General features: G+C 61.0%; 18 protein-coding genes. 14 read left to right on the top strand and 4 right to left on the bottom strand.

Features of this window, described 5'->3' with window-relative positions; genetic code table 11:
• Positions 1-15: 15 nt before the first annotated feature.
• The 4 genes from ACO550_RS36750 to ACO550_RS36735 all read left to right on the top strand — a co-directional run bounded on the left by ACO550_RS36750 (position 16) and on the right by ACO550_RS36735 (position 5,263).
• On the top strand, positions 16-2,157 hold the full coding sequence (locus ACO550_RS36750) for a 3-hydroxyacyl-CoA dehydrogenase NAD-binding domain-containing protein (RefSeq protein WP_315597380.1): 2,142 nt from the start codon (positions 16-18) through the stop codon (positions 2,155-2,157).
• A 118-nt stretch (positions 2,158-2,275) separates the two neighbouring features.
• On the top strand, positions 2,276-3,433 hold the full coding sequence (locus ACO550_RS36745) for a CoA transferase (RefSeq protein ID WP_315597381.1): 1,158 nt from the start codon (positions 2,276-2,278) through the stop codon (positions 3,431-3,433).
• Between the two features lie 74 nt (positions 3,434-3,507).
• Positions 3,508-4,476 (top strand): Bug family tripartite tricarboxylate transporter substrate binding protein, encoded by a 969-nt coding sequence (locus ACO550_RS36740; RefSeq protein ID WP_485995130.1) that lies wholly within the window; start codon positions 3,508-3,510, stop codon positions 4,474-4,476.
• A gap of 10 nt (positions 4,477-4,486) precedes the next feature.
• Positions 4,487-5,263 carry an enoyl-CoA hydratase gene (locus tag ACO550_RS36735; protein ID WP_315597382.1) on the top strand — a complete coding sequence of 259 codons (777 nt, stop codon included), beginning with the start codon at positions 4,487-4,489 and terminating at the stop codon, positions 5,261-5,263.
• 35 nt (positions 5,264-5,298) lie between these two features.
• On the opposite strand, the gene ACO550_RS36730 is transcribed toward ACO550_RS36735, so the two are convergent.
• The 4 genes from ACO550_RS36730 to ACO550_RS36715 all read right to left on the bottom strand — a co-directional run bounded on the left by ACO550_RS36730 (position 5,299) and on the right by ACO550_RS36715 (position 11,212).
• Entirely contained in the window at positions 5,299-6,237 is a 939-nt protein-coding gene (locus ACO550_RS36730) for a LysR substrate-binding domain-containing protein (protein ID WP_315597383.1), read from the bottom strand.
• Between the two features lie 727 nt (positions 6,238-6,964).
• Positions 6,965-8,152: an adenylate/guanylate cyclase domain-containing protein gene (locus ACO550_RS36725; protein ID WP_315597384.1), complete on the bottom strand. Its 1,188-nt coding sequence runs from the start codon at positions 8,150-8,152 to the stop codon at positions 6,965-6,967.
• Positions 8,153-8,170: 18 nt separating this feature from the next.
• On the bottom strand, positions 8,171-9,721 hold the full coding sequence (locus ACO550_RS36720; protein WP_485995128.1) for a PAS domain-containing hybrid sensor histidine kinase/response regulator: 1,551 nt from the start codon (positions 9,719-9,721) through the stop codon (positions 8,171-8,173).
• A 228-nt stretch (positions 9,722-9,949) separates the two neighbouring features.
• Positions 9,950-11,212, bottom strand: coding sequence for a M23 family metallopeptidase (locus ACO550_RS36715; RefSeq protein ID WP_315597386.1), 1,263 nt, complete (start codon positions 11,210-11,212; stop codon positions 9,950-9,952).
• Between the two features lie 409 nt (positions 11,213-11,621).
• Here ACO550_RS36715 and ACO550_RS36710 point away from each other — a divergent pair, with 409 nt between their 5' ends.
• From ACO550_RS36710 to ACO550_RS36665, 10 genes are all read left to right on the top strand, one after another.
• On the top strand, positions 11,622-12,455 hold the full coding sequence (locus ACO550_RS36710; RefSeq protein WP_315597387.1) for a phytanoyl-CoA dioxygenase family protein: 834 nt from the start codon (positions 11,622-11,624) through the stop codon (positions 12,453-12,455).
• 16 nt (positions 12,456-12,471) lie between these two features.
• Positions 12,472-12,885 (top strand): Rid family hydrolase, encoded by a 414-nt coding sequence (locus ACO550_RS36705; protein ID WP_315597388.1) that lies wholly within the window; start codon positions 12,472-12,474, stop codon positions 12,883-12,885.
• Between the two features lie 94 nt (positions 12,886-12,979).
• Positions 12,980-14,347 carry a DUF1329 domain-containing protein gene (locus ACO550_RS36700; protein WP_315597389.1) on the top strand — a complete coding sequence of 456 codons (1,368 nt, stop codon included), beginning with the start codon at positions 12,980-12,982 and terminating at the stop codon, positions 14,345-14,347.
• A gap of 75 nt (positions 14,348-14,422) precedes the next feature.
• Positions 14,423-16,246 (top strand): DUF1302 domain-containing protein, encoded by a 1,824-nt coding sequence (locus ACO550_RS36695; protein WP_315597412.1) that lies wholly within the window; start codon positions 14,423-14,425, stop codon positions 16,244-16,246.
• Between the two features lie 62 nt (positions 16,247-16,308).
• Positions 16,309-18,669, top strand: coding sequence for an efflux RND transporter permease subunit (locus tag ACO550_RS36690; RefSeq protein WP_315597390.1), 2,361 nt, complete (start codon positions 16,309-16,311; stop codon positions 18,667-18,669).
• Between the two features lie 31 nt (positions 18,670-18,700).
• On the top strand, positions 18,701-19,672 hold the full coding sequence (locus ACO550_RS36685; RefSeq protein ID WP_315597391.1) for a WD40/YVTN/BNR-like repeat-containing protein: 972 nt from the start codon (positions 18,701-18,703) through the stop codon (positions 19,670-19,672).
• A gap of 58 nt (positions 19,673-19,730) precedes the next feature.
• Positions 19,731-21,236: a flavin monoamine oxidase family protein gene (locus ACO550_RS36680; protein WP_315597392.1), complete on the top strand. Its 1,506-nt coding sequence runs from the start codon at positions 19,731-19,733 to the stop codon at positions 21,234-21,236.
• Complete coding sequence (locus ACO550_RS36675; RefSeq protein ID WP_315597393.1) at positions 21,237-21,899, top strand: c-type cytochrome; 663 nt, start codon at positions 21,237-21,239, stop codon at positions 21,897-21,899.
• A 324-nt stretch (positions 21,900-22,223) separates the two neighbouring features.
• On the top strand, positions 22,224-23,357 hold the full coding sequence (locus tag ACO550_RS36670; protein WP_315597394.1) for a saccharopine dehydrogenase family protein: 1,134 nt from the start codon (positions 22,224-22,226) through the stop codon (positions 23,355-23,357).
• Between the two features lie 136 nt (positions 23,358-23,493).
• Positions 23,494-25,047, top strand: a complete 1,554-nt coding sequence (locus tag ACO550_RS36665) for a class I adenylate-forming enzyme family protein (RefSeq protein ID WP_315597395.1) — start codon at positions 23,494-23,496, stop codon at positions 25,045-25,047.

Here is a 25,047-nt window from a genome sequence, read left to right as displayed (position 1 = left end):
CTCGCGAGTATCGGGATGTCACAAGTTTCTGAATCGATCCGTCTTTCCTCCACCGTCAGCTATGAACAGCGCGCCGATATTGCGGTGCTGTGGCTGGACAATCCACCGGTCAACGGGCTCGGTGACACCACGCGTGCGGGCATTCATGCCGGACTGACACGGGCTTTCGACGACGACGGCGTTGTCGGCATCGTAGTGGCCGGAGACGGCAAGGTGTTTTGCGGCGGCGCCGATATCCGGCAGTTCAATACACCTGCCGCAACAGCCTGGCCCCAATCCAAGGATATCCAGCAACTGATCGCGGCATCCCGCAAGCCGGTGGTCGCCGCCATTCATGGCGTTGCGCTGGGCGGTGGCCTCGAGTTTGCGTTGGGCTGCCATTATCGTGTGGTTGCGCACGACGCGCGGCTTGGTCTGCCGGAGGTCAATATCGGCCTGGTGCCTGGCGGTGGTGGCACGCAGCGCCTGCCGCGTCTGGTGGGTGTGGAACGGGCGTTGGACATGATCCAGAGCGGCGCGCCGGTCACGGGTAAGGTGAGTGTCCAGATTGGACTGGCTGACGCCATTACCCAAGGGGATGGCCCGGTACGCGACGCAAGCGAAGTCGTGGCATTGGTGGTTGATTTTTGTCGGCAGGCGGCAGCGAAGGCTGGCGTGCATCCAATCGTGGCAACGCGCGAAATCACGGGAGTATCGGTCGATTTCGCGGCCAGGATTGCTTCGGTCAGTCGGAAGGCGCGTAACGCCACGGCGCAGCAGGCAAGCATCCGCTGCGTCAAGGCGGCCACGCAATTGCCGTTCGGCGATGGCCTCGCCTTCGAACGTGCACGGTTTGAGGAACTGGTGGCCGGTCCGGAATCCAGAGCGCTACGCCATATGTTCTTCGCGGAGCGGGAGGCACCGAAGTTCGCGGAAGGGGGCGGGTCAGCGCTGCGACCTCTGGATCATGTTGCCGTACTGGGCGCAGGCACCATGGGCGTGGGCATCACCATGTCTTTTGTCAATGCCGGCATCCCGGTCACGCTGGTTGAGCGTGAGCAGGCCGCGCTTGACCGCGGCATGGCACTGATCCGACACAACTACGACGTCACGGCTTCAAAAGGCAAGCTCACTTCGGCGCAAATCGAGGAGCGCATTGCGCGTATTTCCACGTCGCTGGACTTTGATGCGCTTGCCAAGGCCGATCTGGTGGTGGAAGCGGCTTTCGAGGATATGGCGGTCAAGCAGGAGATTTTCCAGCGTCTGGACAAGGTCTGCAAGCCTTCGGCAATCCTCGCCACCAACACCTCGCGGCTCAATATCGACGCCATTGCGGCATCCACCCAGCGTCCGGGCGACGTGATTGGTTTGCATTTCTTCAGTCCTGCAAATGTGATGAAGCTTCTGGAGGTGGTGCGCGGCAAGGCGACCAGTCTGGATGTCATCAGCACATGCCTGGCGATGGCACAACGCATCCAGAAAATCCCGGTGCTCGTCGGGGTTTGCGAAGGATTCGTCGGCAACCGCATGCTGACCCCATATTGGCGTGAAGCCGGATTCCTGCTGGAAGAGGGCGCATCGCCCCAGCAAATCGACCGCGCGCTGACAGACTTCGGCATGGCGATGGGACCACTGACCATGGCTGATCTGGCCGGCATGGACATCAACTGGGCAACCCGCAAACGCCTGGCACCAACCCGTCCAGCCCATCTGCGCTATTCCAAAGTCGCGGACCGGATCTGCGAACTGGGCCGTTTCGGGCAGAAGACCGGCGGTGGCTACTACCGCTACGAGCCCGGTAGCCGGACGCCGGTTCCCGACCCGCTTATCGACGAACTGATCGCAGGCTGCGCCCGAGAGGCGGGCATCGAAAGGCGCGAGATCCAGGATGACGAGATTGTCGAGCGATCCATGCTCGCGCTGATTAACGAGGGCGCCCATATTCTGGAAGAAGGCATTGCCCAACGTGCGTCGGATATCGACGTGGTCTACGTGCATGGCTACGGCTTTCCCGCCTGGCGCGGTGGTCCGATGTTCTACGCCGAGACGCTGGGCCTCGAGAAGGTGCTGACCCGGATTCGCGCCTTGCGCGACGCACATGGGCCGCATTGGGAGCCGGCTCCGCTGCTCGAACGTCTGGTCGCCAGCGGGGCGCAGACCTTCGACACCAAGCGCTGAGCGCTGAGTATCGAACCTTGAACCGCCGCGAAGCCGGCGTTGAAAACATTCAAATCGATTTTCTGGCGAGGGGTCCATACACTCGACCCCACGTTGAGCATGAGAATACGGAGCAGCAATGTTGCATCGGGCATTAGAGGGCATTCGGGTCCTGGATTTATCGCGCATCCTGGCGGGGCCATGGTGCACGCAGAACCTTGCCGACCTGGGCGCCGAGGTGGTGAAGGTCGAGCATCCCCAGCGTGGTGACGATACACGCGGCTGGGGGCCTCCCTATATGACGGCCGAGGATGGTAGCGATGAACGGATGTCGGCTTACTTCATCAGTTGCAACCGCGGCAAGCAGTCGGTCAGCATCGACTACAGCCATCCCGAAGGCGCTGCGCGATTGCTTGAACTCGCACGCGATGCGGATGTATTGGTCGAGAACTACAAGGTTGGCACGCTCAAGCGCTACGGCCTTGACTATGCGTCGCTCAAGGCGGTCAACCCTCGCCTGATTTACCTGTCCATTACCGGTTTCGGCCAGGATGGCCCGATGGCGGACAAGCCCGGCTATGACTATGTGTTCCAGGGCATGGGCGGCTTGATGAGTTATACCGGGCAGCCTGATGGGAGCCCCGGGGCCGGCCCGCTTCGAACCGGCGTGGCCGTGGTGGACGTCAGCACCGGCATGTATGCCACCTCGGCCGTACTGGCTGCGCTATTCCAGCGCCAGCACACCGGGGAAGGCCAGCACCTCGATATCGCGCTCCTGGACGTTGCGGTCGCATTGAATGCAAATCAGGGCGCCAACTACCTGGTTTCGGGAGAAAACCCCCAACGTAGCGGCAACGCGCATCCGAATTGCGCGCCGTACGAGGTGTTTCGCTGTGCCGATGGTTATTTGATCCTCGCCATCGGCAATGACGCACAGTTCGCGCGATTTTGCGAGGTGGCGGGGCGTCGCGATTTGGCGGAAGACGCGCGCTATATCACCAACTCGGGGCGAATCGAGAACCTTCCCGCACTCAGGGCGGTGCTCACAGAGGTATTCCCGACGCGAACGCGCGATACCTGGACCAGCGCGTTTGACGCCGCAGGCGTGCCGTGGGGCCCGATCAACACCATGGAAGAGGTGTTCGCGCATCCGCAGGTCCAGCATCGGCAGTTGCGACAGGCCGCAGTGCATCCGGTCATGGGGACCATTCCGATGGTGCGCAATCCCATGCTGCCGAGTAACCCGAATCCCTTGAAGCCGCCACCTCTGCTTGGGGAACATACCCCGCAAGCGTAACGGCGCAGCACAGCGTTTATCGATATCAGATCCATACGGAGACAATAATGAAGTTGCAGCATTCCAGCCTCGGCATGATCGCCATGGCCGCATTGGTCGTCATGGCGAGTGGCAGCCCGTTCGGCGTTGCGCATGCCTCGACCTGGCCTGACAAACCAATCAAGCTGATCGTGCCCTACGCGGCGGGTGGTACCACCGACATCATCGCGCGCGTGGTCGGCACGCGGCTCGGTGCCGTGCTCACGCAACCAGTGGTCATTGAAAACCGTCCCGGCGCGGGCGGCGCCGTGGGTAGTGCATTCGCAGCCAAGCAACCCGCGGATGGATACACGCTGGTGATGGAGGTCGAAAGCTCGCACGCGGTGAATCCGAATGTCTACCAGAAGACCGCCTATGACCCGGTCAAGGATTTCGACCCGATCAGTAATTTTGCCGACGTGCCCAACGTGCTGGTCGTCAACCCGTCATTTCCGGCGCAAGACCTGCCGGCCTTTATCAAGTTGCTGAAAGCGGAGCCGGGCAAATACTCGTTCGGCTCGTCCGGTAATGGTGGCCTGAGCCATATGAACGGCGAACTGTTCATGAACGTGACCGGCACCAGGATGCTGCACGTTCCCTACAAGGGGCTGGGTCCCGCGTTGAATGACGCGATGGCCGGCCAGATCCAGGTGGTCTTCGACAATATTCCTTCGTCGTCCGGATTGATTCAGGGCGGCAAGCTTCGTCCACTGGCGGTCGCGGCGAAGCAACGCCTGAAAATGCTGCCAAATGTGCCGACCTATGCCGAGGCGGGCTTGCCGGCCATGAACAATCCGTCGTGGTTCGGACTGGGCGCGCCCGCCGGTACGCCGGCACCCATTCTCGACAAGATCAACGCGGCAGTGAAGCAAGTGCTGGCTGAACCAGAAGTCGTGGCAGCCATCGAGAAGCAGGGCGCCATCCCCGCATGGACCACCCGCAAGGCATTTGCGGACCTGATCCGCACGCAAAATCAGCACTGGAAGAAGGTTGTCGAGGACATCCGCTTCGAGAAGTTGCAATAAGGAGATTCGAATGAGCGAGAACCTGTCAAAGCGCCACGCTGCGGTAGAGGTCGACGAACGTGGTATTGCCACGGTCACCATCCGTGAGGCCAAGTCACTGAATATCCTGAGCACTCCAGTCATTGCCGACCTGACCAGCGCGGTGCAGGCGCTCGCGGAGCGTAAGGGCGTTCGCGTGCTCGTGGTGCGCGGCACGGGCGACAAGGGCTTTATCGGCGGCGCCGACATCAACGAAATGGCTGCGCTGACACGCGAGACCGCCGAAGTATTTATCAGTGGCCTGCGCGATCTGTGCAATGCACTGCGGCATTTCCCGGTGCCGGTCATCGCTCGCATGCCAGGATGGTGCCTCGGCGGCGGGCTGGAACTGGCCCTGGCTTGCGACATTCGAGTTGCTTCGGACGATGCGCAGCTTGGAATGCCCGAGGTCAAGGTCGGCATTCCGTCGGTGATTCACGCGGCGTTGATGCCCCGACTGATCGGCAATGCCAGGACCGCGTGGTTTCTGCTTACTGGTGAAATCGCCGATGCCGCACAGTCGCTGTCAGCTGGACTGGTCAGCCAGGTCGTGCCGCTGGCAAACCTTGATGCCGAAGTCACGCGGGTGGCAGAACTGCTGGCAAGCTTCGGACCGCAAGTCGTGCGCCAGCAAAAGCGCCTGCTGCGCGAGTGGGAAGAAGCACCGCTCGATGACTCCATCGAGAATAGCGTGACCGAGTTTGGCCTGGCTTTTGAAACCGGCGAGCCACAGGAACATATGGCAAGCTTTATCAACCGGAAGCGTTAAGCCGTCTCAGCAGCTTCAAGCCGCTTCAAGACGCTTCAAGCCGATGGCGTTTGGGGATCCCGCGTAATGGCAACGCGCGGATCGCTTAGCAGAAACTGCACAAACGCCGCCGCGAAGCCCGGCAGCTTTCCGTCCCCGCGAGTTACCAGACTCAACTCGCGGATAGCCCACGGCTCGTCCAATCCGACCCCAACCACACGGCCCGAATTCAGGGCTTCGGCGGCAACACTCCTGGGTACCAGCGCGATACCCACCCCAGCTTCCGCCAGCGACAACACAGCCTCGAAACTGTGCGCATGCAGTCGAACGTTGGGCAGCTTCCCGGCTCTCTGGGCCATGTCCTTGAGAAACAGGAAATTGCTGCTGTTCCGACTCATGCACACGAAATCAAATCCCAGCGCCGCACCAAAACGCACGCTTGATTCCCTTGCCAACGGATGCCCCGCAGGCACTGCAAGTACCAGTTCATCCACGGCATAGCGGACCGCCCGAACCCCGGCAGCACTGGCCTCGTCGGTCAGTTCATTCGCGAGGATGCCGATGTCTACCTCATGCGCAGCTACCGCAGCCACAATCGCCTGGCTCGCGCGTTCCTCCAGATCGATATTGACCTCGGGATGGGCCGCCAGAAAGCGGCTGACGCTGGGGATGATAAAACCGTTCAGCGAGCTGCTATTGGCAAGCAGACGAATATGCCCCTTGAGTCCGCTGGCAAACTGGCCCACTTCCGCATGCATCCGCTCGATGCCCTGCAGCAATTCGCGCACATGGGCAAGCAGCATTTCGCCCGCCGGCGTGAGATCCATGCCCCGCGGACTGCGAACAAACAGCGGAATACCAAGCGCATGCTCCAGATTCTTCAACCTGTAGCTGGCAGCCGATGCCGTGATATGCGCGGCATTCGCACCGCCCGCAAGACTGTGTGCCTCGGCAATGGCCTGGAACAGCCGCAAATCTGTTAGTTCGTAGCGCAAGGGGCGCGTCTCCTGATCATTTGTGCTTGGAGCAGCGCGGATGGTCGCCAACGTGCTGCTGATATGCGGCCGATTTTACCCTTACGTTCGGCAGGCATCACAGGCAGGCGCAAGCATGCGGCCAAGGACGCATACCGGGCAGCTTCATCGGAACAGGATGGCTCCTGGATTCGCAGACAACGGCTGCGAAGCCAACCCTCAGCCATTTCGGAGTCCTCCGCGATGCATCCTGCCCCGACCTTCGTAAAGCCACTCAACGTGCTGGGCCTGAGTATCGTCTCCGTATTGCGAACAGGATCCGGACATCTATGCGTGACCGATGACTTCGGAAATCTCATCGAATGCGAAGCACTAGGGCAAGTCCTGGCATTTGCTGCAGACTCGGCACACTAGATTTCCGCTGAAGCTTTTGCCTCCCGTCATCCTTATGGCGTATGGCGCCTGGATGTGACCGGCAACACAATAACTCATGCCGTGACGAGTTCACCGACGGTTCGTCCGCCCGCGTGGTCTGACTACGCGGGTCTCTTTTTCGGTTACTCAGGATAGGGAAAATCCCCATGGATCGATACCTCTTCCATAGAAAAGACCGCTTTGGCTACCCCGTGAACAGCACCCGGTCCCGCTGGGTTATGGCGGCAGTGTTGATTCCCGCTGTGGGGTATGTTTATTTGGGGTTGACCTGGGTTTCGTAGGTCGGGAGATCGCCGGAGAATCGAGAACGATTCTATTTCGGCGCATCGGTGGCCCTGCCAACCAGCAGCCATGTACGCAAATCCCCGATGCCCTTCACGGCGATCGCACCGCGCTCTTCGAGCTGGAACTCTTCGTCAAGCTGCCGCCGGGTGGCCTCCGTCACCTGAATGCGGCCGGCTATGCCATGGGATTCCATCCGGCTGGCGATATTCACGGTGTCGCCCCACAGGTCATAGATGAATTTTCTTCGTCCGATCACGCCGGCGATGACGGCGCCGCTGTGGATGCCAACGCGCAACTGCATGTTGTAACCGCTCCGCAGATTGAATCGATCCAGTGACTCGACCATGTCCATGGCCATGTGCGCGGCGCGAGCTGCATGATTGGCGGCAGGGGTGGGCAAGCCTGCGGCCGCCATGTAGGCGTCCCCGATCGTCTTGATCTTCTCGAGCCCCCGGCTGTCGGCGATATTGTCGAAGTCGGCAAAGATCTCGTTCAACACCGCCACCAGTTGTTCCGGGTGCATGCCGGGACAAAAGCGAGTGAACTGCACGATGTCGGCGAACAACACCGACACGTCCTGGAACCTGTCCGCGATGATCTCTGGCGGGCCACTGCCGATAAGATCGGAACGCAGTTTCAGCCGCTCTGCGATGGGGGCGGGCAGCACATTGAGAAGCAGTCGATCGGTTACCTGCTGCTCACGAACCAGCTTCTCGTAAAGGTGCCTCAGTTCATTGCTCTGCTGAACGATGGTCTCCCGGCTCGCTTCCAGTTCACGCACCTTCTGTTCGAGTTCCTTGCCATGGTTCAATGCCTCACCATGTAGCAGGCGCACTTCGAGCATATTGCGCACTCGCATCAGAACTTCGGCAAGTTCGAACGGTTTGCTGACGAAGTCTTTCGCGCCGGCCTGCAATGCACGTAGTTTATGGTCGGGCTGGGCAGTGACGACGATTACCGGAAGGTAGCTGTCTGGCTCGACGTCCCTGATGGCCTCCATGACCTCGAAGCCGTCCATGCCGGGCATCTGGAGGTCGAGCACGATCAGGTCGTAGTGATGCCTGATATGAAGCTGACGAACGGTGCGCGGATCGGTGGTCGATGCAACGCAGGTGTACCCCGCACCGCGCAGCATGCGCTCGAGCAGAATGACGTTGGCCTCGAGGTCGTCAACGACCAGGATCCTTGCTGCCAGGATGTTCGATGCGCTGATCATGATAAGACTTCGGCCTTGTTATCCCGGAGTTATCCCGCCTTGTTGCTGTTCAAGAGCGGCGTTCAGCGCGTCCATGAATTCAGGGATCTTGATTGGCTTGGTCAGATAGCGGAAGAATCCGGCCTTGATGCCTCTTTCAATATCGCGTGGCATCGCATTCGCACTGAGGGCGATGACCGGGATATGCATCGTCTTCGGATCCTCGCGCAGGCGTTCCAGTGCTTCGAGGCCGTTGATGTCAGGCAAATGGATGTCCATCACGATGACGTCTGGCAATGAGGCCTGTGCGAGCGTGACACCAGCTGTCCCCGTAACTGCGGATAGCAGATGAATATCGCTCCGGCGGCCGATAAGTTGCTCCACGAGCTTGAGGTTGGCGGGGTTGTCTTCCACATATAGCAGCGTGTGTACGGAAGAATGCTCCTCGATTGTCGTCTTGACGGGTACGTGCAGTGCCGACCCTTCGCCAGTCATTTCGGGTGGGTGCGCAGCGGGCAGTTCGATCCAGAATACGCTGCCTTCGCCCGGCGTACTCTCGGCACTAATGGCGCCGCCCATCAGTTCGACCAGTCGCTTGGCGACCACCAGGCCGATGCCAGTGCCCTCAACCGGGCCGGCTTCATGCCCCAGGCGGTTGAATGGCTGGAATAGTTGTGCCAGACGTTCCGGCGTCAATCCCGCGCCGGTATCACACACGCTGACGCGTACGCGGTTGCCTGTCGGGCACAACTGCACGTCGACCGAACCCCGATCCCGGTTGTACTTGATGGCATTGGAAAGCAGGTTGACGAGAATCTGCTTCAAGCGGGTCCGGTCAGCGCGGACATAGCACGCAGTGTCGCCCGGGGGAAATCGCATGCGAATCTCGCGCCTGAGTGCTTGATGCTCAAGCATTGCGTGACATTCGTGCAAGATATCCACGACCGATACCGGCTCGGGGGAGAGCGACATATGCCCGGCCTCGATCTTCGCAAGATCGAGGATCTCGTTCACCAGTTCCAGCAAATGCCAGCCCGCCTTCAGAATCTGTTCGAGGCTCGCCTGTTGCGAGGGAGTCGGGGGCGGGGAATCGGAGGCCATCAGTTGCGCGAAGCCAAGGATGGCATTCAATGGGTTGCGCAACTCATGGCTCATGCTTGACAGGAATTCGGACTTTGCGCGGTTGGCGCGTTCGGCCGATTCCTGCGCCTGCTTCAGGTCTTCGATGTCGGTGCAGGATGCCAGCCACTTCACGATCTTCCCATTCATATCCCTGAGTGGCGACCCGCGCTCAAGGTGCCATCGATAGGCGCCATCGGACATCCGTCTCAAGCGATACTCGATCTCGTATTCGCGTCCTGCCGCCACCGCGTCTGTCCAGCCGTCGATGTTCCTGTTGAAGTCATCGGGGTGTATGGCCGATTGCCAGGCTCCGGACTGGGTTTGTTCGAGGCTGAGGCCCGTATAGGCTGACCACCGCTGATTGCAGTAATCGATCCGGCCATGCGCATCGGCGGTCATTACCATATGGGGTATGCCGTCGGCGAGCAGCCTGAAATGCGGCTCGCTCTCCTCGAATTCGAATGCCACGGGGCGATCTTTGTTCGAACTGTCATGAGGCCGCTTGCGCATGATCTGCCCCCAACCGGCGGTCTGACGTTTCCGTGAAGGAAGAGACCGGTCGCGACCGGTCGGAGTCAGCGTGAATAAGGAACCATGAACCAGAATACGCGCTGCCGCAGCCGGTGCAACCCGGCACCGCCGGTGGGTCCGCTCGCGCGTCGCTGAGTATTTATTGCGCCACTTTGCTGGGCCGCCTCAAGAGCGGCTGGACGCCACGTCAAAGGTGCGCAGCGTATCGATGCGGCTCAGCAGGCCGCTCGTATAGCTCAGGAATCGTTCGCGTGCTCGTCCGGTCAGCGTGGCAGGCTCCTTCGGCACGACGCTCAAGGGGTTCTGCGGCACATCATGAAAGCGAAGCTCATAGTGCAGGTGCGGGCCGGTTGCCCAGCCGGTTTCCCCGACGTAGCCGATCAGTTGCCCCTGCCTGACGCGCAGGCCTGGCTGGATGCCGGCAAATCCCGATAGATGCGCGTAGTAGGTCGAGTAGCTGCCTTGATGTTTAAGTACGACGACATTGCCGTAGCCGGCTTGCTGGCCGACAAACTCGACCGCGCCATCCGCGGTGGCGAAAACTTTGGTTCCCGTTGGCGCGGCAAAGTCGATGCCGTTGTGCCTGGTCCATTGATGGTGCAGCGGGTGATCGCGCCAGCCGAAGCCCGACGACATGCGCGAAAACTCGACGGGAGAGCGTAGAAACGTGCGCGCCATGGGGCGGCCGTCGAAGGTGTAAAAGGCCCCGTCGTTGCTACCTTCGGCCGCGTACCACACGGCCTGGTAGGGCTGGCTACGGTTGACGAGTTCGACCGCCACGATATGGCCGTTGTGTACCGGGGCACCGTCTCGGAATCCGGCCTCATAGACGATACGGAAGCGATCGCCCGCCACGATATCGGCGTGGAAATCCACCACACCCGAGAAAATGGGGATCATCTGCTGGACGATGTCGCCGGGTACGCCCGCGACATCCATCGCCTTGAAGAATCCATCCGTGGCGATGATGCCAGAGCGCATTTCATGGCGCAGTTCGATCTTGACGGCATGTCGGTTCGCTTTGAACTCCGGTCGGTCGGAGTCACCGGTGCGCCCGATGACCAGTTCGCGCGCGGCGGACACGTTGCCGCCAAGCGTGACCCGCAACGAGACAAGCAGGTGGTCCTGGTCGACTTCGGCCAGCACGGTCTGGCCCGGTCCAAGATCGAAGAAAGGGCGCGCGGCAGCGCTGTTGCGCAAGAAAACCAGTGCATCGGGGTCATCGATGCCGAGCCGAGTGAGTAGCGACGCAATGGTGTCGCCGTGCTGCATGGACGCCTGGTGGATATACGTGGCGCCGGCATCTGCCAGCTGTGCAAGTTGCCCGCGCATGTCTGGCATGCGCAGGTCCTCCCGGTGGAGCGGACCTTTTTCATCATCGTAGGTGTGACGCGGGGCCACACCCAGCGCGGCTGCCATGCAGAGCATGAGGATTGCCGCCACCCCCGCTATCACGCCGGACGGTATGCGTCCCCTGATTGCGCGTTTGCTTCTTGCCTCGTTGCTGCTCGACTTGCTGTTCGACTCGCTGCCCATTTTGACCACTTCCCCTGCCATGCCACTTCAACCACCACTAGTCTAGTACTGATGACCTAACATAGGTCATTGACATAAACAAGTAAAGCGCGATTGTGGTGCGTAGGGGTGTTGGATCGCTGCCACCCGTGAAGGCCTGCCGTTCCTTCGCACGTGCCGTTCATGGCAGGGAAATCCCTGTCTTTTCTTTTCGTCCTATCTTTATCATAGTTACCTAACTTTGGTGTTTTGTTCTACTAAGGAAATGGCGGAGGGTGCTCATGACCAGCCGCCATGCGAATGACGAAACAGGAGAGCAACGATGAATGAGTCCACGCGCAAGGCCTTTGCGGAGGATGGGGCGGTTGTTATTGAAGGCTGTCTCAGCCAGGCGGCGCTCACGCAGTGCCGGGAAGTCTTTGATTGGGGAATCGAAAACCCCGGGCCTATGGTCACCACGATGTTTGACGGTACCGAGCGCAAAGCACACGTTGACAATGCCAATCCCCATGCGAAGGAGCGGCTGGACGCACTCGTCGCCGAGTTGCCGATCGGCAAGCTGCTCGCCGAACTGTGGGGTTCAAAGCACGTGTGGTATTTCGCCGAGGAACTCTTCCTCAAGGCCGGTGGTCGCGCGGCACGTTCGTCCTGGCATCAGGACACTTCGTACCTGCCGTGGGCGGGCAAGCATTGGGCCAATGCGTGGATCAGCTTTGAAGCGGTTCCGAAGCGCAACGCGCTGGAGATCGTTCGTGGATCGCACAACGGCACGCGCTACGACGGCACCACGTTTCAGGACCCCGAAGACCCGACCGACCCGCTGCACGGTGGCGATGTGTGGCCGCGCATGCCGAATATCGAAGCCGAGCGTCGCGCCGACCCGAACGCCTACGACATCGTCTCGTGGGCCACGAATCCGGGCGATGTGCTGCTGCTGCATCCGGGGTCGCTGCACGGCGGCGGTGCGACGGATGCCGATTTTCCTGATCGCCACACGCTCGTACTTCGCTTCTTCGGCGACGACGCCACCTTCAGTCCACTGCCTGAAAACAGCCGCTCGGGCTACAGCACGGCGGGCGTTCTGTTCGTCGATGAACTCTCGCATCTGAAAGCGGGCGATCCGTTCCGCGCTTCCTGTTTCCGTCAAATCATCTGAGCAAAGAGGTTTAGTCATGGCATTGACCAATAAACGGCAGTCGATCGTTCCTGCCCCGTTCCAGGCGTTCTATGACGCCTACCACTTTTCGCCGGCAACGCGCGTCGGCGACACGATCTGGGTGTCCGGCCAGGTCGGGATCGATGCGCAGGGCAAGCCCGGCGAGGGAATGCAGGCGCAGGCCCAGATCGCATTCGAGTGCCTGAAGGTGATTCTCGAGGAGGCGGGCGCCAGCCTGGCCGATGTCGTGGAACTGACAACTTTCCATACGGATCTGCGCGGCGAGATCGCGGCATTCACTGCGGTCAAGGACGCGTACTTTCCCAGCCGCTATCCATCGTGGACGGCGGTAGGGGTCACGCAGCTGGCGCTTCCCGAGCTACTCGTCGAGGTACGGGCGGTGGCGGTGGCCGGGTCCGGCAAGGAGTAACTCCGCCTTTGACCAGTACGCAGCAACAGGCTTTTACCCGCCTCATGCGATGAACCATGACAAGACGAGTGAAAGCGGAATCGGAAGGAGAACCATGATGAAGAAGTACGGATTCGGAGCCGCGTCGACAATCGCGGCCGCGGTATGTCTTGTGGTCGGATCGGCTGCCATGGCGGAAGACCTGACGCCCGAGGGTGGGGATCGCGCGGCAAGCAAGGACGGTGCCGTGCCGGCCTACACCGGCAAGCAGGCACCCGACGCGGGGTGGGAGTGGGGCAAGGTTCGCGGCGATTTCTGGAAGCATCGCAACGAAAAGCCGCTGTACTCGATTGATGCATCGAACATCGACAAGTACGCAGACAACCTTACGCCCGGCCAGGTCGCACTGATCAAGGAAAAGAAGGGCTACCGGATGGACGTGTATCCGTCGCATCGCGAATGCCAGGTGCCTGACTTCGTTGCGCAGAATTCAAAGACCAATCTCACCGAGGCGAAGCTTGATTCGACCGGCGAGCAACTGAAATCGGCGGCCCTGCCGGGCGTGGCATTCCCGCAGCCGAAGAGCGGTGCAGAGGCCATTCTCAACTACATCTACCGGTACCGCGGCGAAGGTCTGGAATGGCCGCGCATGGCAACCGTGGTTTCCCCGCGTCCGGGCAATAGCGACTGGATCGACGCGATCGCGCCGCAGCATGTGTACTTGCCATGGGGCAAGCAAGGCAAGACGACGCCGCAGGATGTCGATCAGCTCAGCAATGCGGCGTTCTTCAAGGTCGAATCGCCGCCCGCGCTGGCCGGACAGGCTTTCGTGCAACGTCAGTACTTCAACAAGGTGTCGGAGACGTTCTACTACTTCTCTGGGCAACGGCGTGTGCGACGCATGCCGGCCTATTTGTACGATGCGCCAGTCATCGGCATGGAAAACCAGTACCTGATCGACGAAGCCAACATGTTCTACGGCGCTATCGATCGCTTCAACTGGAAGCTCGTGGGCAAGAAGGAAATGATCGTCCCGTACAACGCGTTCGGCATGCTCAAGTTCAACGAGAAGTTGCATGACGTTGCTACGCCAGAGGGCATCGCCTCAAAGAACCGGCGCTACGAGATGCATCGTGTCTGGGTGGTCGAGGCAACGCTCAAGCCCAGCGCGCGCCACGTTGCATCGAAAAAGGTCATCTATCTGGACGAAGACAGCTGGATGGCATTGATCGGCGAGGACTACGACGCTCAAGGCAAGTTGTGGAAGGTGCGCGAGAGCTACCCCGTCCCGGTGTGGGAACTGGGTGGTGCGTGTGACAACGAGCCGTTCGTGCAGTACGACGTGCTCAACGGGCGTTACGTGTTCGATCAGTCGACCATTGGCCAGGGCAAGGACCTCCGCTGGTATCAACAGACCAGCGACCCACGATTCAAGTCGGACTATTTCTCTGCCGAAACGCTGCGCGCGGTCAGCGAGCGATAACGCGCTCCGCTCTCGGGGGAGCCGGCGCGTGTTTGAGGAGGCACGCGTCGGTATGAAATGGATGGAGGAGGAATGATGAAAACAAATAGAACGCTGGCGCGCACGACGATCTCACTTGCCGTGCTGGGAGCCGCATCGAATGCACACGGTTTCGATTTCACGGCGGGACCCGACGATGCCATCAAGGGGTCGCTGGTCAGCAACATTACGACCGGTGCGGCGGTACGGACCAAGACCCCGAGCTGCTCACTCACCGGGGATCCGAATGCAAACGGCTGTGGTGCCGCGGCCAACGTCGATCAGTGGGGCGCCGGCGACAACGGCGACTTGAACTACAAGAAAGGCAAGCCGTTCAGCACCTACGTGAGTGCCACCAGCGAGCTGCTGTTGACGATGCCCAGTGAGGGGATCAAGTTCATGGCGCGCGGTACGGGCATGTATGACTTCATGGCCAAGAACACGGAGCGCACCCAGCTGACGAGCGACGCGCAGCAGCAGATCGTCTATAACGCGCAACTGCTCGATCTGTGGGCCCAGAAGGACTTCACGATTGCCGACCGTACCGCACACGTACGGCTTGGCAACCAGGTGATCAACTGGGGCGAGAGTATGTTTGCAACGGGTGGCATCAGCGCCACCAACTCGCTCGATTTCCAGAAGCTGATGATCCCGGGCTCTCAGCTCAAGCAAGCGGTGCTGCCGGCGCCGATGGTGAGCTTCGCCGCCGATCTGTCCCACGGTGTAAGCACCGAGGCGTACTACCAGTTTATGTGGAACGGCAACCGCTTCCCGCCGGTCGGCTCGTACTGGTCGGTGTCTAACGTACTTGGCCGTGGTACGGAGCCGTTCACGGTCAATCCGAACAACTTCAATGTGAATGGCCCAAGCGCCGGAACCATTGCGGGCATGACCGGGCAGAACGCCCACGATCCGGCCACGCTGGCCGCGATCAGCAATGGCCTGGTCAACGGCGAGTTTGCCGATTCGTTCGGCCTTCCGGTCTATAACAGACTGCCTTCGCGGTACAAGCCGCAGTTCGGTGTGAAGTTCAACTACGTACCGCGCACCATCGATGCGAACTTCGCGTTCTACTACGAGAACTACACCGACAAGTCGCCGGTACTGACCTCGTTCGCGAACAACACGCTGCAGTGGTCGAACCTCGCCAACCGACAGCTGTTTGGTGTTAGTGCGAACTTCCCGTTGGGCCCCTGGGCGATTGGCACCGAGTTGTCATATCGCCCGCGTGATGGCGTGGCGCTGTCGAGCTGCTACGGCGCGGGCGGTCCGCCTGACCTGAATGTGAATCCGGGTGGGGTCGACTGCCAGCAGTGGGTCGACAAGAAGAAGTTCCAGTTCGGCATCAACGGTTTGCTGGCGCTGACGCGCAGCGAGTATCCGTTTCTCAAGTGGATCGGCGCCGACTCGGGAACGTTGACGACGGAGCTCACGTGGATCTACTACCCCGGCCTGAGCTCCAGCGGCGTCACACGCACCGTCAACGGCCAGCAGGTCACGCAGTTGCCGCAGACCGGATACCTGACGTGGTTGAACCCCAACTCTGGCACTGGCTACCCGATCGGCAGGGGGCAGGGCACGTCGAGTTCGGTGGGCACCACGATCGACTTCAACTGGACCTATGACGGCTCGCTGATCCCCGGCTGGCAGGTGACGCCTGGCGTGACCTTCTCGGCCGGACTCTACGGGTACACGCCAACGTTCCAGGCCAACTACATGCAGGGATTGAAGTCGGCAAACCTCTACATCCTGTTCAACCAGAACCCGACCAAGTGGCAGGCGGGCATCAACTACACCATGTTCTGGGGCGGCCACAACACCGTGGGTAACCCCTACTCGGATCGGAACTTCGTTGGCATGTTCTTGACGCGGAATTTCTGACGGGGCATGCCCGCGAGGCGGCGCACGCGGTGCGCCGCCGGAATACCTGAAGGAGTAGAGTCGTGTTGAATCGTCTTGTCAGTGGCCTGGAAAAGGTCTTCTTCGGCCATCGCACGATTGTGCTCGCTGTGATCGGTCTGTTCACCGTTGTGATGGCGGTCTTCGCGGTGCAACTGCGTATGGACGCCGGCTTTGAAAAGCAGATGCCGGTCGGCCATGAGTACATCCAGACTTTCCAGAAATACCGGTCCGATCTGCTTGGCGCAAACCGGATCACCGTCGTGGTACGGGCCAGGAAGGGTGCCATCTGGACGCCGGAGGGGTTGACGCGCCTGTACAAGGTAACCCAGGCAGTCACCTACCTGCCGAACGTCGACCGCATTGGTGTTCGCTCGCTGTGGACGCCCAACTCTTTTGTCAACGAGATCACCGAAGAGGGGTTTCGAGCCGAGCCAATCATCTCCGGCTCGATCACGCCCGATCAGCTGACGCCCGAGGTGGTGGCGAAGATCCGTCGCGCAACCACGCTCGGTGGCTACGTGGGTACGCTTGTCTCGCATAACGAAGACAGCGCGATGATCACGGCTGAACTGAACGAGCGCGACAGTGCTGGCCACGTGCTCGACTACGTAGCGTTCAACCATCTGCTCGAAGCGCAGATTCGCAAGCCCTTTGAAGACGCCGGCTACGAAGTCCAGATCATCGGCTTTGCCAAGCAGATCGGCGATATCGCCGATGGTGCAACGGCCGTGCTGGGCTTCTGTGCCATCGCACTGCTGCTGACCGCGCTCGCGGTGTACTGGTACTGCCATTCGGTGCGCTTCACGGCGCTGTTGATCGTCTGCTCGCTCACGTCATTGGTCTGGCAGTTCGGCACGCTGAAGCTGCTTGGCTTTGGGCTGGATCCGCTTGCGGTGCTGGTGCCATTCCTCGTCTTTGCGATCGGGGTCTCTCACGGCGTACAGCAGGTGAACTTCATCGTTCGCGAGATTGCGCACGGACATAGCTCGTTCGATGCCGCGCGACACAGCTTTAACGGACTTCTGATTCCGGGCGTTCTGGCACTCATCACGGCGTTCGTGTCGTTCATTACGCTGCTGCTGATTCCAATTCCGATGGTGCGTGAGCTGGCCATTACCGCATCGCTGGGTGTGGCGTACAAGATCGTGACGAACCTGATCCTGTTGCCGGTTGCCGCCTCATGTTTCAACTTTTCGCAGCAGTATGCCGACAAGTCGCTGACGCGCGCCCAGCAGCGCGCAAAGCCGTTGCGGGTGCTGGCGCGGGTGGCCGAGCCAAAGTTTGCGGCTGTCACGCTCGCCATGGCGGTGATGGTATTTGCACTCTCTGCCTGGCAGAGTCGAGACCGGGTGATCGGCACCTTGCAGCCGGGAGCTCCGGAGCTGCGCGAGGATGCGCGCTTCAACCAGGATGCGACGTCGATCGCGGGCAACTACGACATGGGGCTCGACTGGCTGTCCGTTGCGGTCGAGTCGAGTGGCAACGCGTGCGACAACCCGGCTGTCGGCTTGTATGAAAACGAGTTCACGGCAGCCATGCGCACCGAGCCTGGCGTGGTGTCTGCACAGTCGTACTCGGGGATGTTGCGCACCTATAACCAGGGCTACAACGAAGATTATCCGAAGATGAACGTCGTGCCGATCGACCCGGAGAACTACGGTGCGGTGTCGGTCGATGTCGGACGTTTGAAGGGCTTCATGACGGCCGATTGCAGCATGACCGCCGTGCACTTGTTCCTGACGGATCATAAGGCGACCACGATCAACCGGATCCTGGATGACATAAAGGGATACCGTGCGTCGCATCCGTTCCCGGGCATCAACATCCGTCTTGCCGCGGGTAACGCTGGGGTGCTTGCTGCTACCAACGACGAGGTGGAGAAGAGCGAGCTGCCGATGATGATGTATGTGTACGCGGCAATCCTGATTCTCGTCTTCCTGGCCTACCGCGACTGGCGCGCGATGTTGGCCTGCTGCGTCCCGCTATCCGTAGCCACGTTCATCGGCTACTGGTTCATGAAGGAATTGAAGATCGGCCTGACGGTAGCCACGCTGCCGGTGATGGTGCTGGCAGTGGGAATTGGCGTCGACTACGCCTTCTACATCTACAACCGGCTGCAGGCGCACCTGGCCGGTGGCCAGAATATCGTGAAAGCGGTGCAGCACGCGATGCTCGAAGTGGGTGTGGCGACAATTTTTACCGCCATTACGCTGGCGATCGGCGTGGCAACGTGGAGTTTCTCGGCACTGAAGTTCCAGGCCGACATGGGCAAGCTGCTGGCCTTCATGTTCCTTGTCAACCTGGTGATGGCGATGACGGTGTTGCCGGCATTGGCCTCGGTGCTGGAGCGCTGGTTCCCGCGACGCCAGCCTGCACGCGCACCGGGCCTGTTCAGCCACTGATGTGCGAGCGCGTTCTTACAGAGACTCAGACATGATCAAAACTCTCGTAGCCGGTATCGCGCTCTGCGCGGTCACCGCGGCATTCGCAGAAGCCCCATCCGAAGGAACGGTCGCCTTGTGGGCAACGAAGCCAGCCCACGCGTGGAGCGCGCCGACCAGGATGATGTTGGTGGACGCTACGCGTGCAGGCAAGCGCATCGTCGCTGTTGGCGAGCACGGCATCGTTCTTCTCTCCGACGACGAGGGCAAGAGCTATCGGCAGGCCCGCAGCGTGCCGGTTTCTGCCACGCTGTCCGCCGTCACCTTCACCGACGACAAGCGCGGCTGGGCCGTGGGGCAGTGGGGCGTGATTCTCGTGACCGCAGACGGCGGAGAAACGTGGGAGAAGCAACGGATGGACACGGCGGTAGATCAGCCGCTGTTCTCCGTGCACTTTACCAACGATCACGACGGCATTGCGGTTGGTCTGTGGTCGCTGATGCTGCAGACGCATGACGGCGGCAAGACGTGGTCGCGGACCACGCTACCCAAGCCACCTGGCGGTGGCAAGGCCGACCGCAACCTGTACCACGTATTTGCCGATCGCCACGGCGCGCTGTACGTCTCAGCCGAACAGGGGACGGTGCTCAAGTCCACCGATGGTGGCGCCAACTGGAACTATCTGGCGACGGGCGGAAAAGGCTCGTTGTGGTCGGGCGTGGCGATGCCGGACGGCCGGATCGTCGTTGGTGGTCTGCTTGGCAGCCTGTTTCAAAGCAGCGACGGTGGCGCGACATGGTCTGAGCTGAAGACGCAGACCAAGAACTCGATCACCAACCTGATTGCCACAGGCAAGGGGATCGTAGCTGTCGGGCTTGATGGACTGGTGCTCAAGCAGAGTGAAGACGGTGCGTCGCTGGAGGTTACCCAGCGCGATGATCGGGCGGCGCTGACCGCTGCCGTGATGGATGCAGGCGGAAAGCCGATTCTGTTCTCGAATGCCGGCGTGCTGGCAGGGCGCTGAGTACTCAAGCCAAAAACGCAAGCCATTCTGGCCGTGATTCAAGCAAGGAAGAAACAACATGAACAGGGATCAGGCATCGAGCGAGGTGCCGAACAACAATCCAGATGTGCCGGGCCGGCGTCAGGTCCTTCGCATGGCCGTTGCTGGTGCCGCGTCACTGGCGGCCAGCCAGGTATCCATGGCTGAAGGTGTTGCTGGCGGATCGGTGGATCGCGGCGTACTGGACGTGGTCATCATCGGCGCGGGACTGGCGGGGCTGACGGCCGCACGCGATCTGAAGCGTGCCGGGTGTGATTCGTTCGTGGTGCTGGAAGCGCGCGATCGCGTCGGAGGCCGCACGTACAACCATGAGTTGGGCAACGGGGTCGTTTCCGAAGCCGGGGGGCAGTGGATCGGTCCTGGCCAGACGGCGATTGCGGATCTTGCACGCGAACTCGAAGTCGACACCTTCCCGAGCTACTACGCCGGCAAGACGGTAGTGCTGGCCGGCGACGCACGGGTGGCGCAGGATCTTCATGGCGGTACCGGCGGCGGTGATGGTGCCATCGGCGCCAAGCTTGGCGAACTGGCGCGTGGCGTGCCTTCCGCAGCGCCGTGGAAGGCGGCGCATGCCGCGGAACTCGACAAGCTTACCTACGGCGAATGGCTGCTGCAGCAAGGCGTGAAGCATGAGGAGGGCTATTTCCTGGCACTGGCTGCACAGCTCTCGCTTGGCGGGGCGCCGGCGCAGCTCGGTATGTTGCATTACCTGTCGATCATCAACAGTGCCGATAGCAACTACCAGAAGCTCGAGGCTTTCAAGGGCGGCGCGCAGGAAACAAGATTCGTTGGTGGCTCGCAGGTGCTTAGCACCAGGATGGCGAAGGACCTTGGCGACAAGGTCAGGCTGTCTCACCCTGTGCGCAAGATTACCGGATGGGATCGCGACGTTGTCGAGGTGCATACAGACGCGGGCGTAGTGCGCGCGCGTCGGGTGATCGTTGCGATGAATCCGGCACTGTGCAACCAGGTGGTATTTGATCCGCCTCTGCCCCAGGGGCGGTCGCAACTACAGCAACGCTGGCCAGCGAATGCGCCGATGCGCAAGACGGTACATGTCTACGACAAGCCGTTCTGGCGCGAAGACGGCAACTGCGGAATGCTCTATCAGGTCGGCGGCCCGGTGTTCATGGCATACGACAACTCGCCGCCGGATGGTTCGGTTGGCGTGATTGCGGCATTCGTGGCGCCTGGCGCATTGCCAGGCGACCCCAAGGCGGCCGAGCGTACGCTGTCGGCCATCTATGCCCAGGCTTTCGGCGAAAAGGCGCTACATCCGAAGCAGTTCCACGATCACGACTGGGGCCGGGTCGATCCCTGGACATTGCAATGCATCCACCCGATTCCTGCCGGGTTCTGGACCAAGTGGGGAAAGTTCCTGCATCCCTCCGTGGGCCGACTGATCTGGTCAGGCACCGAAACCGCCGACATCTGGCCTGGTGCGATGGACGGTGCCGTGCGCTCCGGCCACCGCGCCGCATTGCAGGTGCTGGCCGCACTGTCCAATCAAGGCGAGGTGGCATAAATGAAGCGGACCTTGATCATCGTCGCTGCGGTGGCGGTTGCGGCCGCAGTGGGTGCGGGCGCGCTTTACGGGCGCGATCTGCTGGACGGCATGCGCTATGAAAAGGCCATGTTTCAGATCGGCGAGACAAACCGGATCGATGCCGGCGCATGGCCGCAACAGCAGGAAACGTGCTTTGTCTGTCACGGCCCGCGCGGGCAATCGCGCAACGGCTGGTATCCGGCGCTGTCCGGACTGCCGCAGGCGTATATCGCTGCGCAACTGCACGCATTTGCCAGCGACGAGCGCCGGAATCCCTATATGGCCCCGCTCTCGAAAGACCTCACCGATGCGCAGATCGATGCCTTGGCCGAATACTTCGCCAAACAGGTGCCGACACGTAACGAAGAGGTTCCAGCCAACCCCGACCTCGACAGGCGAGGGCTGGCCCTGGTCCAGGCGCGAAGTTGCCAGGCTTGTCATGGCGCGACGCTGATGGGCAAAGACCAGGCGCCGCGTCTGGCGGGACAAGGCCAGGACTATCTTGTGAAACAGCTTGCCGACTTCAAGACCGGCACGCGCAAGGACCCGACGGGCGCCATGAATGGGCTGGCGGCGACGCTGTCCAGCGAGGACATTCCGGTTGTAGCGCGCTACCTCGCCGCGATGCCACCCACACGCTGATACCCGGCCTGCGCATGCGTCGGCGCCACGGCCGGCTCCACTGCGGAGCCGTCGGAGACGCGCGCGCGGGCGATGCCTCCATGATCCCGGTTTGAGATCTCCGCCGGGGTCTTTTTATGCCGTGCTCGCACGGCATTTTTTTTGTGACGTGATGGCGCGATGACAGAAACGGCAGGGTAATCCCTGTCTTTTTTTCTCTGTTCGTAATTGTCATCATGACCTACCTTTGTGCATGTGTACTACAAACGGTCAGGGCGGATCGGCGCACCTGGTTGGGCGTTTGATGCATTCAGGACTTACCAACTTACATAGCAGGAGACAACCATGGCAAAGCACCCCGTCGTCGTTTATGGCGCAAGCGGATACACCGGCATGTTGATCATGGACTGGCTGATCGACCAGAACATTCCTTTCACCGCGGTGGCCCGCAATGCCAGCCGGACCAAGGAGATGATGGCGCAGCGTGTTGTGCGTCTTGAGTCGGCCAACTACGAAATCATCGAAGCGGAACACAACGTGGATGCGCTGGTGAAGGCATTCCGAGGCGCGAAGGTGGTGTGCGCCACCGTCGGTCCGTTCTTCAATTTCGGGTTGGTTGCGGTGGAAGCGGCGCTCAAGGCTGGGTGCCATTACCTCGACACTACCGGCGAACAGCACTTCATCCGCCAGGTGCGTGACGAGTTCGGCGAGCAATACCGCCAGGCCGGTTTGCTGGTGTCGCCGTCGAACGCGTACATGTACACGTTCGCGGAAATCGCCGCTGAACTGGCGCTCGAGACACCGGGTGTCGATGCGCTGGAGACGGCCACCCTGACGCGCGGCCCGCGCGGTGCCGGCGCAGGTGTAAGCGTGGGCTCGACGGCCACCATCTTCGAAGGCTATCGCCAGGAATCCTGCTACCTCTGGGAGAACGCTCTGGTGCCGCATGAGAAGAACGCTTCATTCAATGTCGCGTCTCCCGATTTCCTGCAACCAGTGTTCGCGCTGCCGTGGGGCGGCACATCGCTGCCGGTGTACTTCGAGCGCGATCCGCGTGTGCGCAGCTGCATCTCGTGCGTTGGTTTCTATGACAACAACGCGATGCAGACGGTGCATGCGCTCAACCAGAAGTGGGATGCCGAATACGCGCACCTGCCGCGTGAGCAGCAGGATGCGGTGCTGAAGCAGCTCGTGGATTCGACCACGCCGTCCATGCCGCCGCGCGAGCGCACGTCGTCGCATCGTACCGTTGATTTCGCGATCGGCCGCGGTCAGCTTGCATCGGTGCGCGCGACGCTGCACGGCATCACACCGTACATCTCCACCGGTGCCATTCACGCTGCCGGTGTTGCCAAGCTGCTCGACGGCGATAGCGCCAAGGTTGGTTTCGCGTCCGGCTCGAAGGCGTTCGGACACCGCTACCTGCTCGGCTTCCTTGAGCAGCGTGGCCTGGCGCGCGCCACGATCGCGCAGCTCTAACCGTCTTGTCACGCGGCCCTGACCTGATCGTCGGGCTGCGGCAGAACACAAACTCGGCACGCCCCGGACGCTGCGTTGGGGCGATGCCGAAGATCAGTTGAAGCAGGGCCCGGCATGGCTCCAAAGGAATATGTAAATGGCAATCATTGATTTTTTCGACCGTGGGTGGCGCATCAATCCCGATGGCATCGCCTATATCCAGGGGGAACGCAGCTTTTCGTTCCAGGAGATTGGTGAGCTTTCATGCCAAATTGCCAATGGGCTGTTGGCAGCGGGCTTCGAGAAGGAAGCGAAGGCCGCGGTCTGGGCAGATAACGACGTGATCGGCTGGGGTTGCGCGCTCGGCATGTGGCGCGCCGGCATGGTGTACATCCCCGTCAATGGGCGCAACCCACCGGCAGAGAACCAGTACGTGCTCGACGCGTTCGATTGCGAGGCGCTGTTCTTTACGCAGGCCTTCGCATCGATCCTCGAAGAACTGCGCTCCAGCCTGCCGATGATCAAGCTGTGGGTGTGCATCGACGCAGAACTGCCGTGGGCGCAGTCGCTCGCAACGTGGAGCGCCAGCCAGCCGACGACCATGCCGCAGGTCGATTACGACATGGACGACATCGTCACGCTGTCGGCAACTGGTGGAACGACGGGCGCACCGAAAGGCGTGATGAACACGCATCGTGCGTTTCAGACCTACTTCGCGCAGTTCATGATCGCGTTCCCATATGGAACGCAGCGCCCGGTAAACCTTGCCGCTGCACCGATGACGCATACAGCGGGAATGATGTCGCTACCGTGCACCGCACGCGGGGGTACCGTGGTGGTGCTGCCTAAGCCCGATCCCGTGTTGCTGCTCACCGCCATCGCCAGGCACCGCGTCACCGAGTTCTTCCTGCCGCCGACGGTCATCTACCGTCTACTCGATATTCCCGGTATCGAGAAGCAGGATTTCTCCTCGCTCAAGTACTTCCTCTACGGTGCAGCGCCGATGTCGGTGGAGAAGCTCAAGCGGGCGATGGAGGTGTTCGGCCCCGTCATGGCGGGCGGCTACGGGCAGACCGAAGCGGCGGCATCGATCTCCAATATGTCCCCGGCCGAGCATTTCGTTGACGGCAAGATCGGTTCCGACGAACGGCTGTCGTCGGTGGGCCGTCCGAACCCGCTGATCCGCGTGGAGATCATGAACGATCAGGGCCAGGCGCTGCCGCAGGGTGAGACCGGTGAAATCTGCGTGCGCGGTGACCTGATCATGAAAGGCTATTACAAGGCGCCCGACAAGACCGCCGAGACCATCGTCGACGGCTGGCTGCACACCGGAGACATCGGTCATCTGGATGCCGACGGCTACCTGCATATCACCGATCGCAAGAAGGACATGATCATCAGCGGCGGCTTCAACGTGTATCCGAGCGAGGTCGAGCAGGTCATCTGGGCGCACCCGGCGGTGCAGGACTGCGCGGTGATCGGCGTGCCTGACGACAAGTGGGGCGAGGCGGTGAAGGCCGTGGTGGAGCTCAATGTCGGCCACGCGGTCAGCGCAGATGAGCTCGTTGCCTTGTGCAAGGAGAAGCTTGGTTCAGTCAAAACACCGAAGAGCGTGGACTTCGTTGCCGCACTGCCGCGCAGTACGGTCGGCAAGGTATTGAAGAAAGACTTGCGCGAGCAGTACTGGCAAGGCCTGCAACGCAAGATCTGA

This window comes from Cupriavidus sp. (genome assembly GCF_057315035.1).
This window is presented reverse-complemented; position numbering and strand designations above follow the sequence as displayed.

Coding starts and splice junctions, on each gene's coding strand:
- ACO550_RS36665 (WP_315597395.1), top strand. CDS start 23,494: ATGGCAATCATTGATTTTTTCGACCGTGGGTGGCGCATCAATCCCGAT.
- ACO550_RS36685 (WP_315597391.1), top strand. CDS start 18,701: ATGATCAAAACTCTCGTAGCCGGTATCGCGCTCTGCGCGGTCACCGCG.
- ACO550_RS36745 (WP_315597381.1), top strand. CDS start 2,276: ATGTTGCATCGGGCATTAGAGGGCATTCGGGTCCTGGATTTATCGCGC.
- ACO550_RS36750 (WP_315597380.1), top strand. CDS start 16: ATGTCACAAGTTTCTGAATCGATCCGTCTTTCCTCCACCGTCAGCTAT.
- ACO550_RS36695 (WP_315597412.1), top strand. CDS start 14,423: ATGAAAACAAATAGAACGCTGGCGCGCACGACGATCTCACTTGCCGTG.
- ACO550_RS36715 (WP_315597386.1), bottom strand. CDS start 11,212: ATGCTCTGCATGGCAGCCGCGCTGGGTGTGGCCCCGCGTCACACCTAC.
- ACO550_RS36680 (WP_315597392.1), top strand. CDS start 19,731: ATGAACAGGGATCAGGCATCGAGCGAGGTGCCGAACAACAATCCAGAT.
- ACO550_RS36670 (WP_315597394.1), top strand. CDS start 22,224: ATGGCAAAGCACCCCGTCGTCGTTTATGGCGCAAGCGGATACACCGGC.
- ACO550_RS36735 (WP_315597382.1), top strand. CDS start 4,487: ATGAGCGAGAACCTGTCAAAGCGCCACGCTGCGGTAGAGGTCGACGAA.
- ACO550_RS36725 (WP_315597384.1), bottom strand. CDS start 8,152: ATGATCAGCGCATCGAACATCCTGGCAGCAAGGATCCTGGTCGTTGAC.
- ACO550_RS36675 (WP_315597393.1), top strand. CDS start 21,237: ATGAAGCGGACCTTGATCATCGTCGCTGCGGTGGCGGTTGCGGCCGCA.
- ACO550_RS36705 (WP_315597388.1), top strand. CDS start 12,472: ATGGCATTGACCAATAAACGGCAGTCGATCGTTCCTGCCCCGTTCCAG.
- ACO550_RS36740 (WP_485995130.1), top strand. CDS start 3,508: ATGATCGCCATGGCCGCATTGGTCGTCATGGCGAGTGGCAGCCCGTTC.
- ACO550_RS36700 (WP_315597389.1), top strand. CDS start 12,980: ATGATGAAGAAGTACGGATTCGGAGCCGCGTCGACAATCGCGGCCGCG.
- ACO550_RS36710 (WP_315597387.1), top strand. CDS start 11,622: ATGAATGAGTCCACGCGCAAGGCCTTTGCGGAGGATGGGGCGGTTGTT.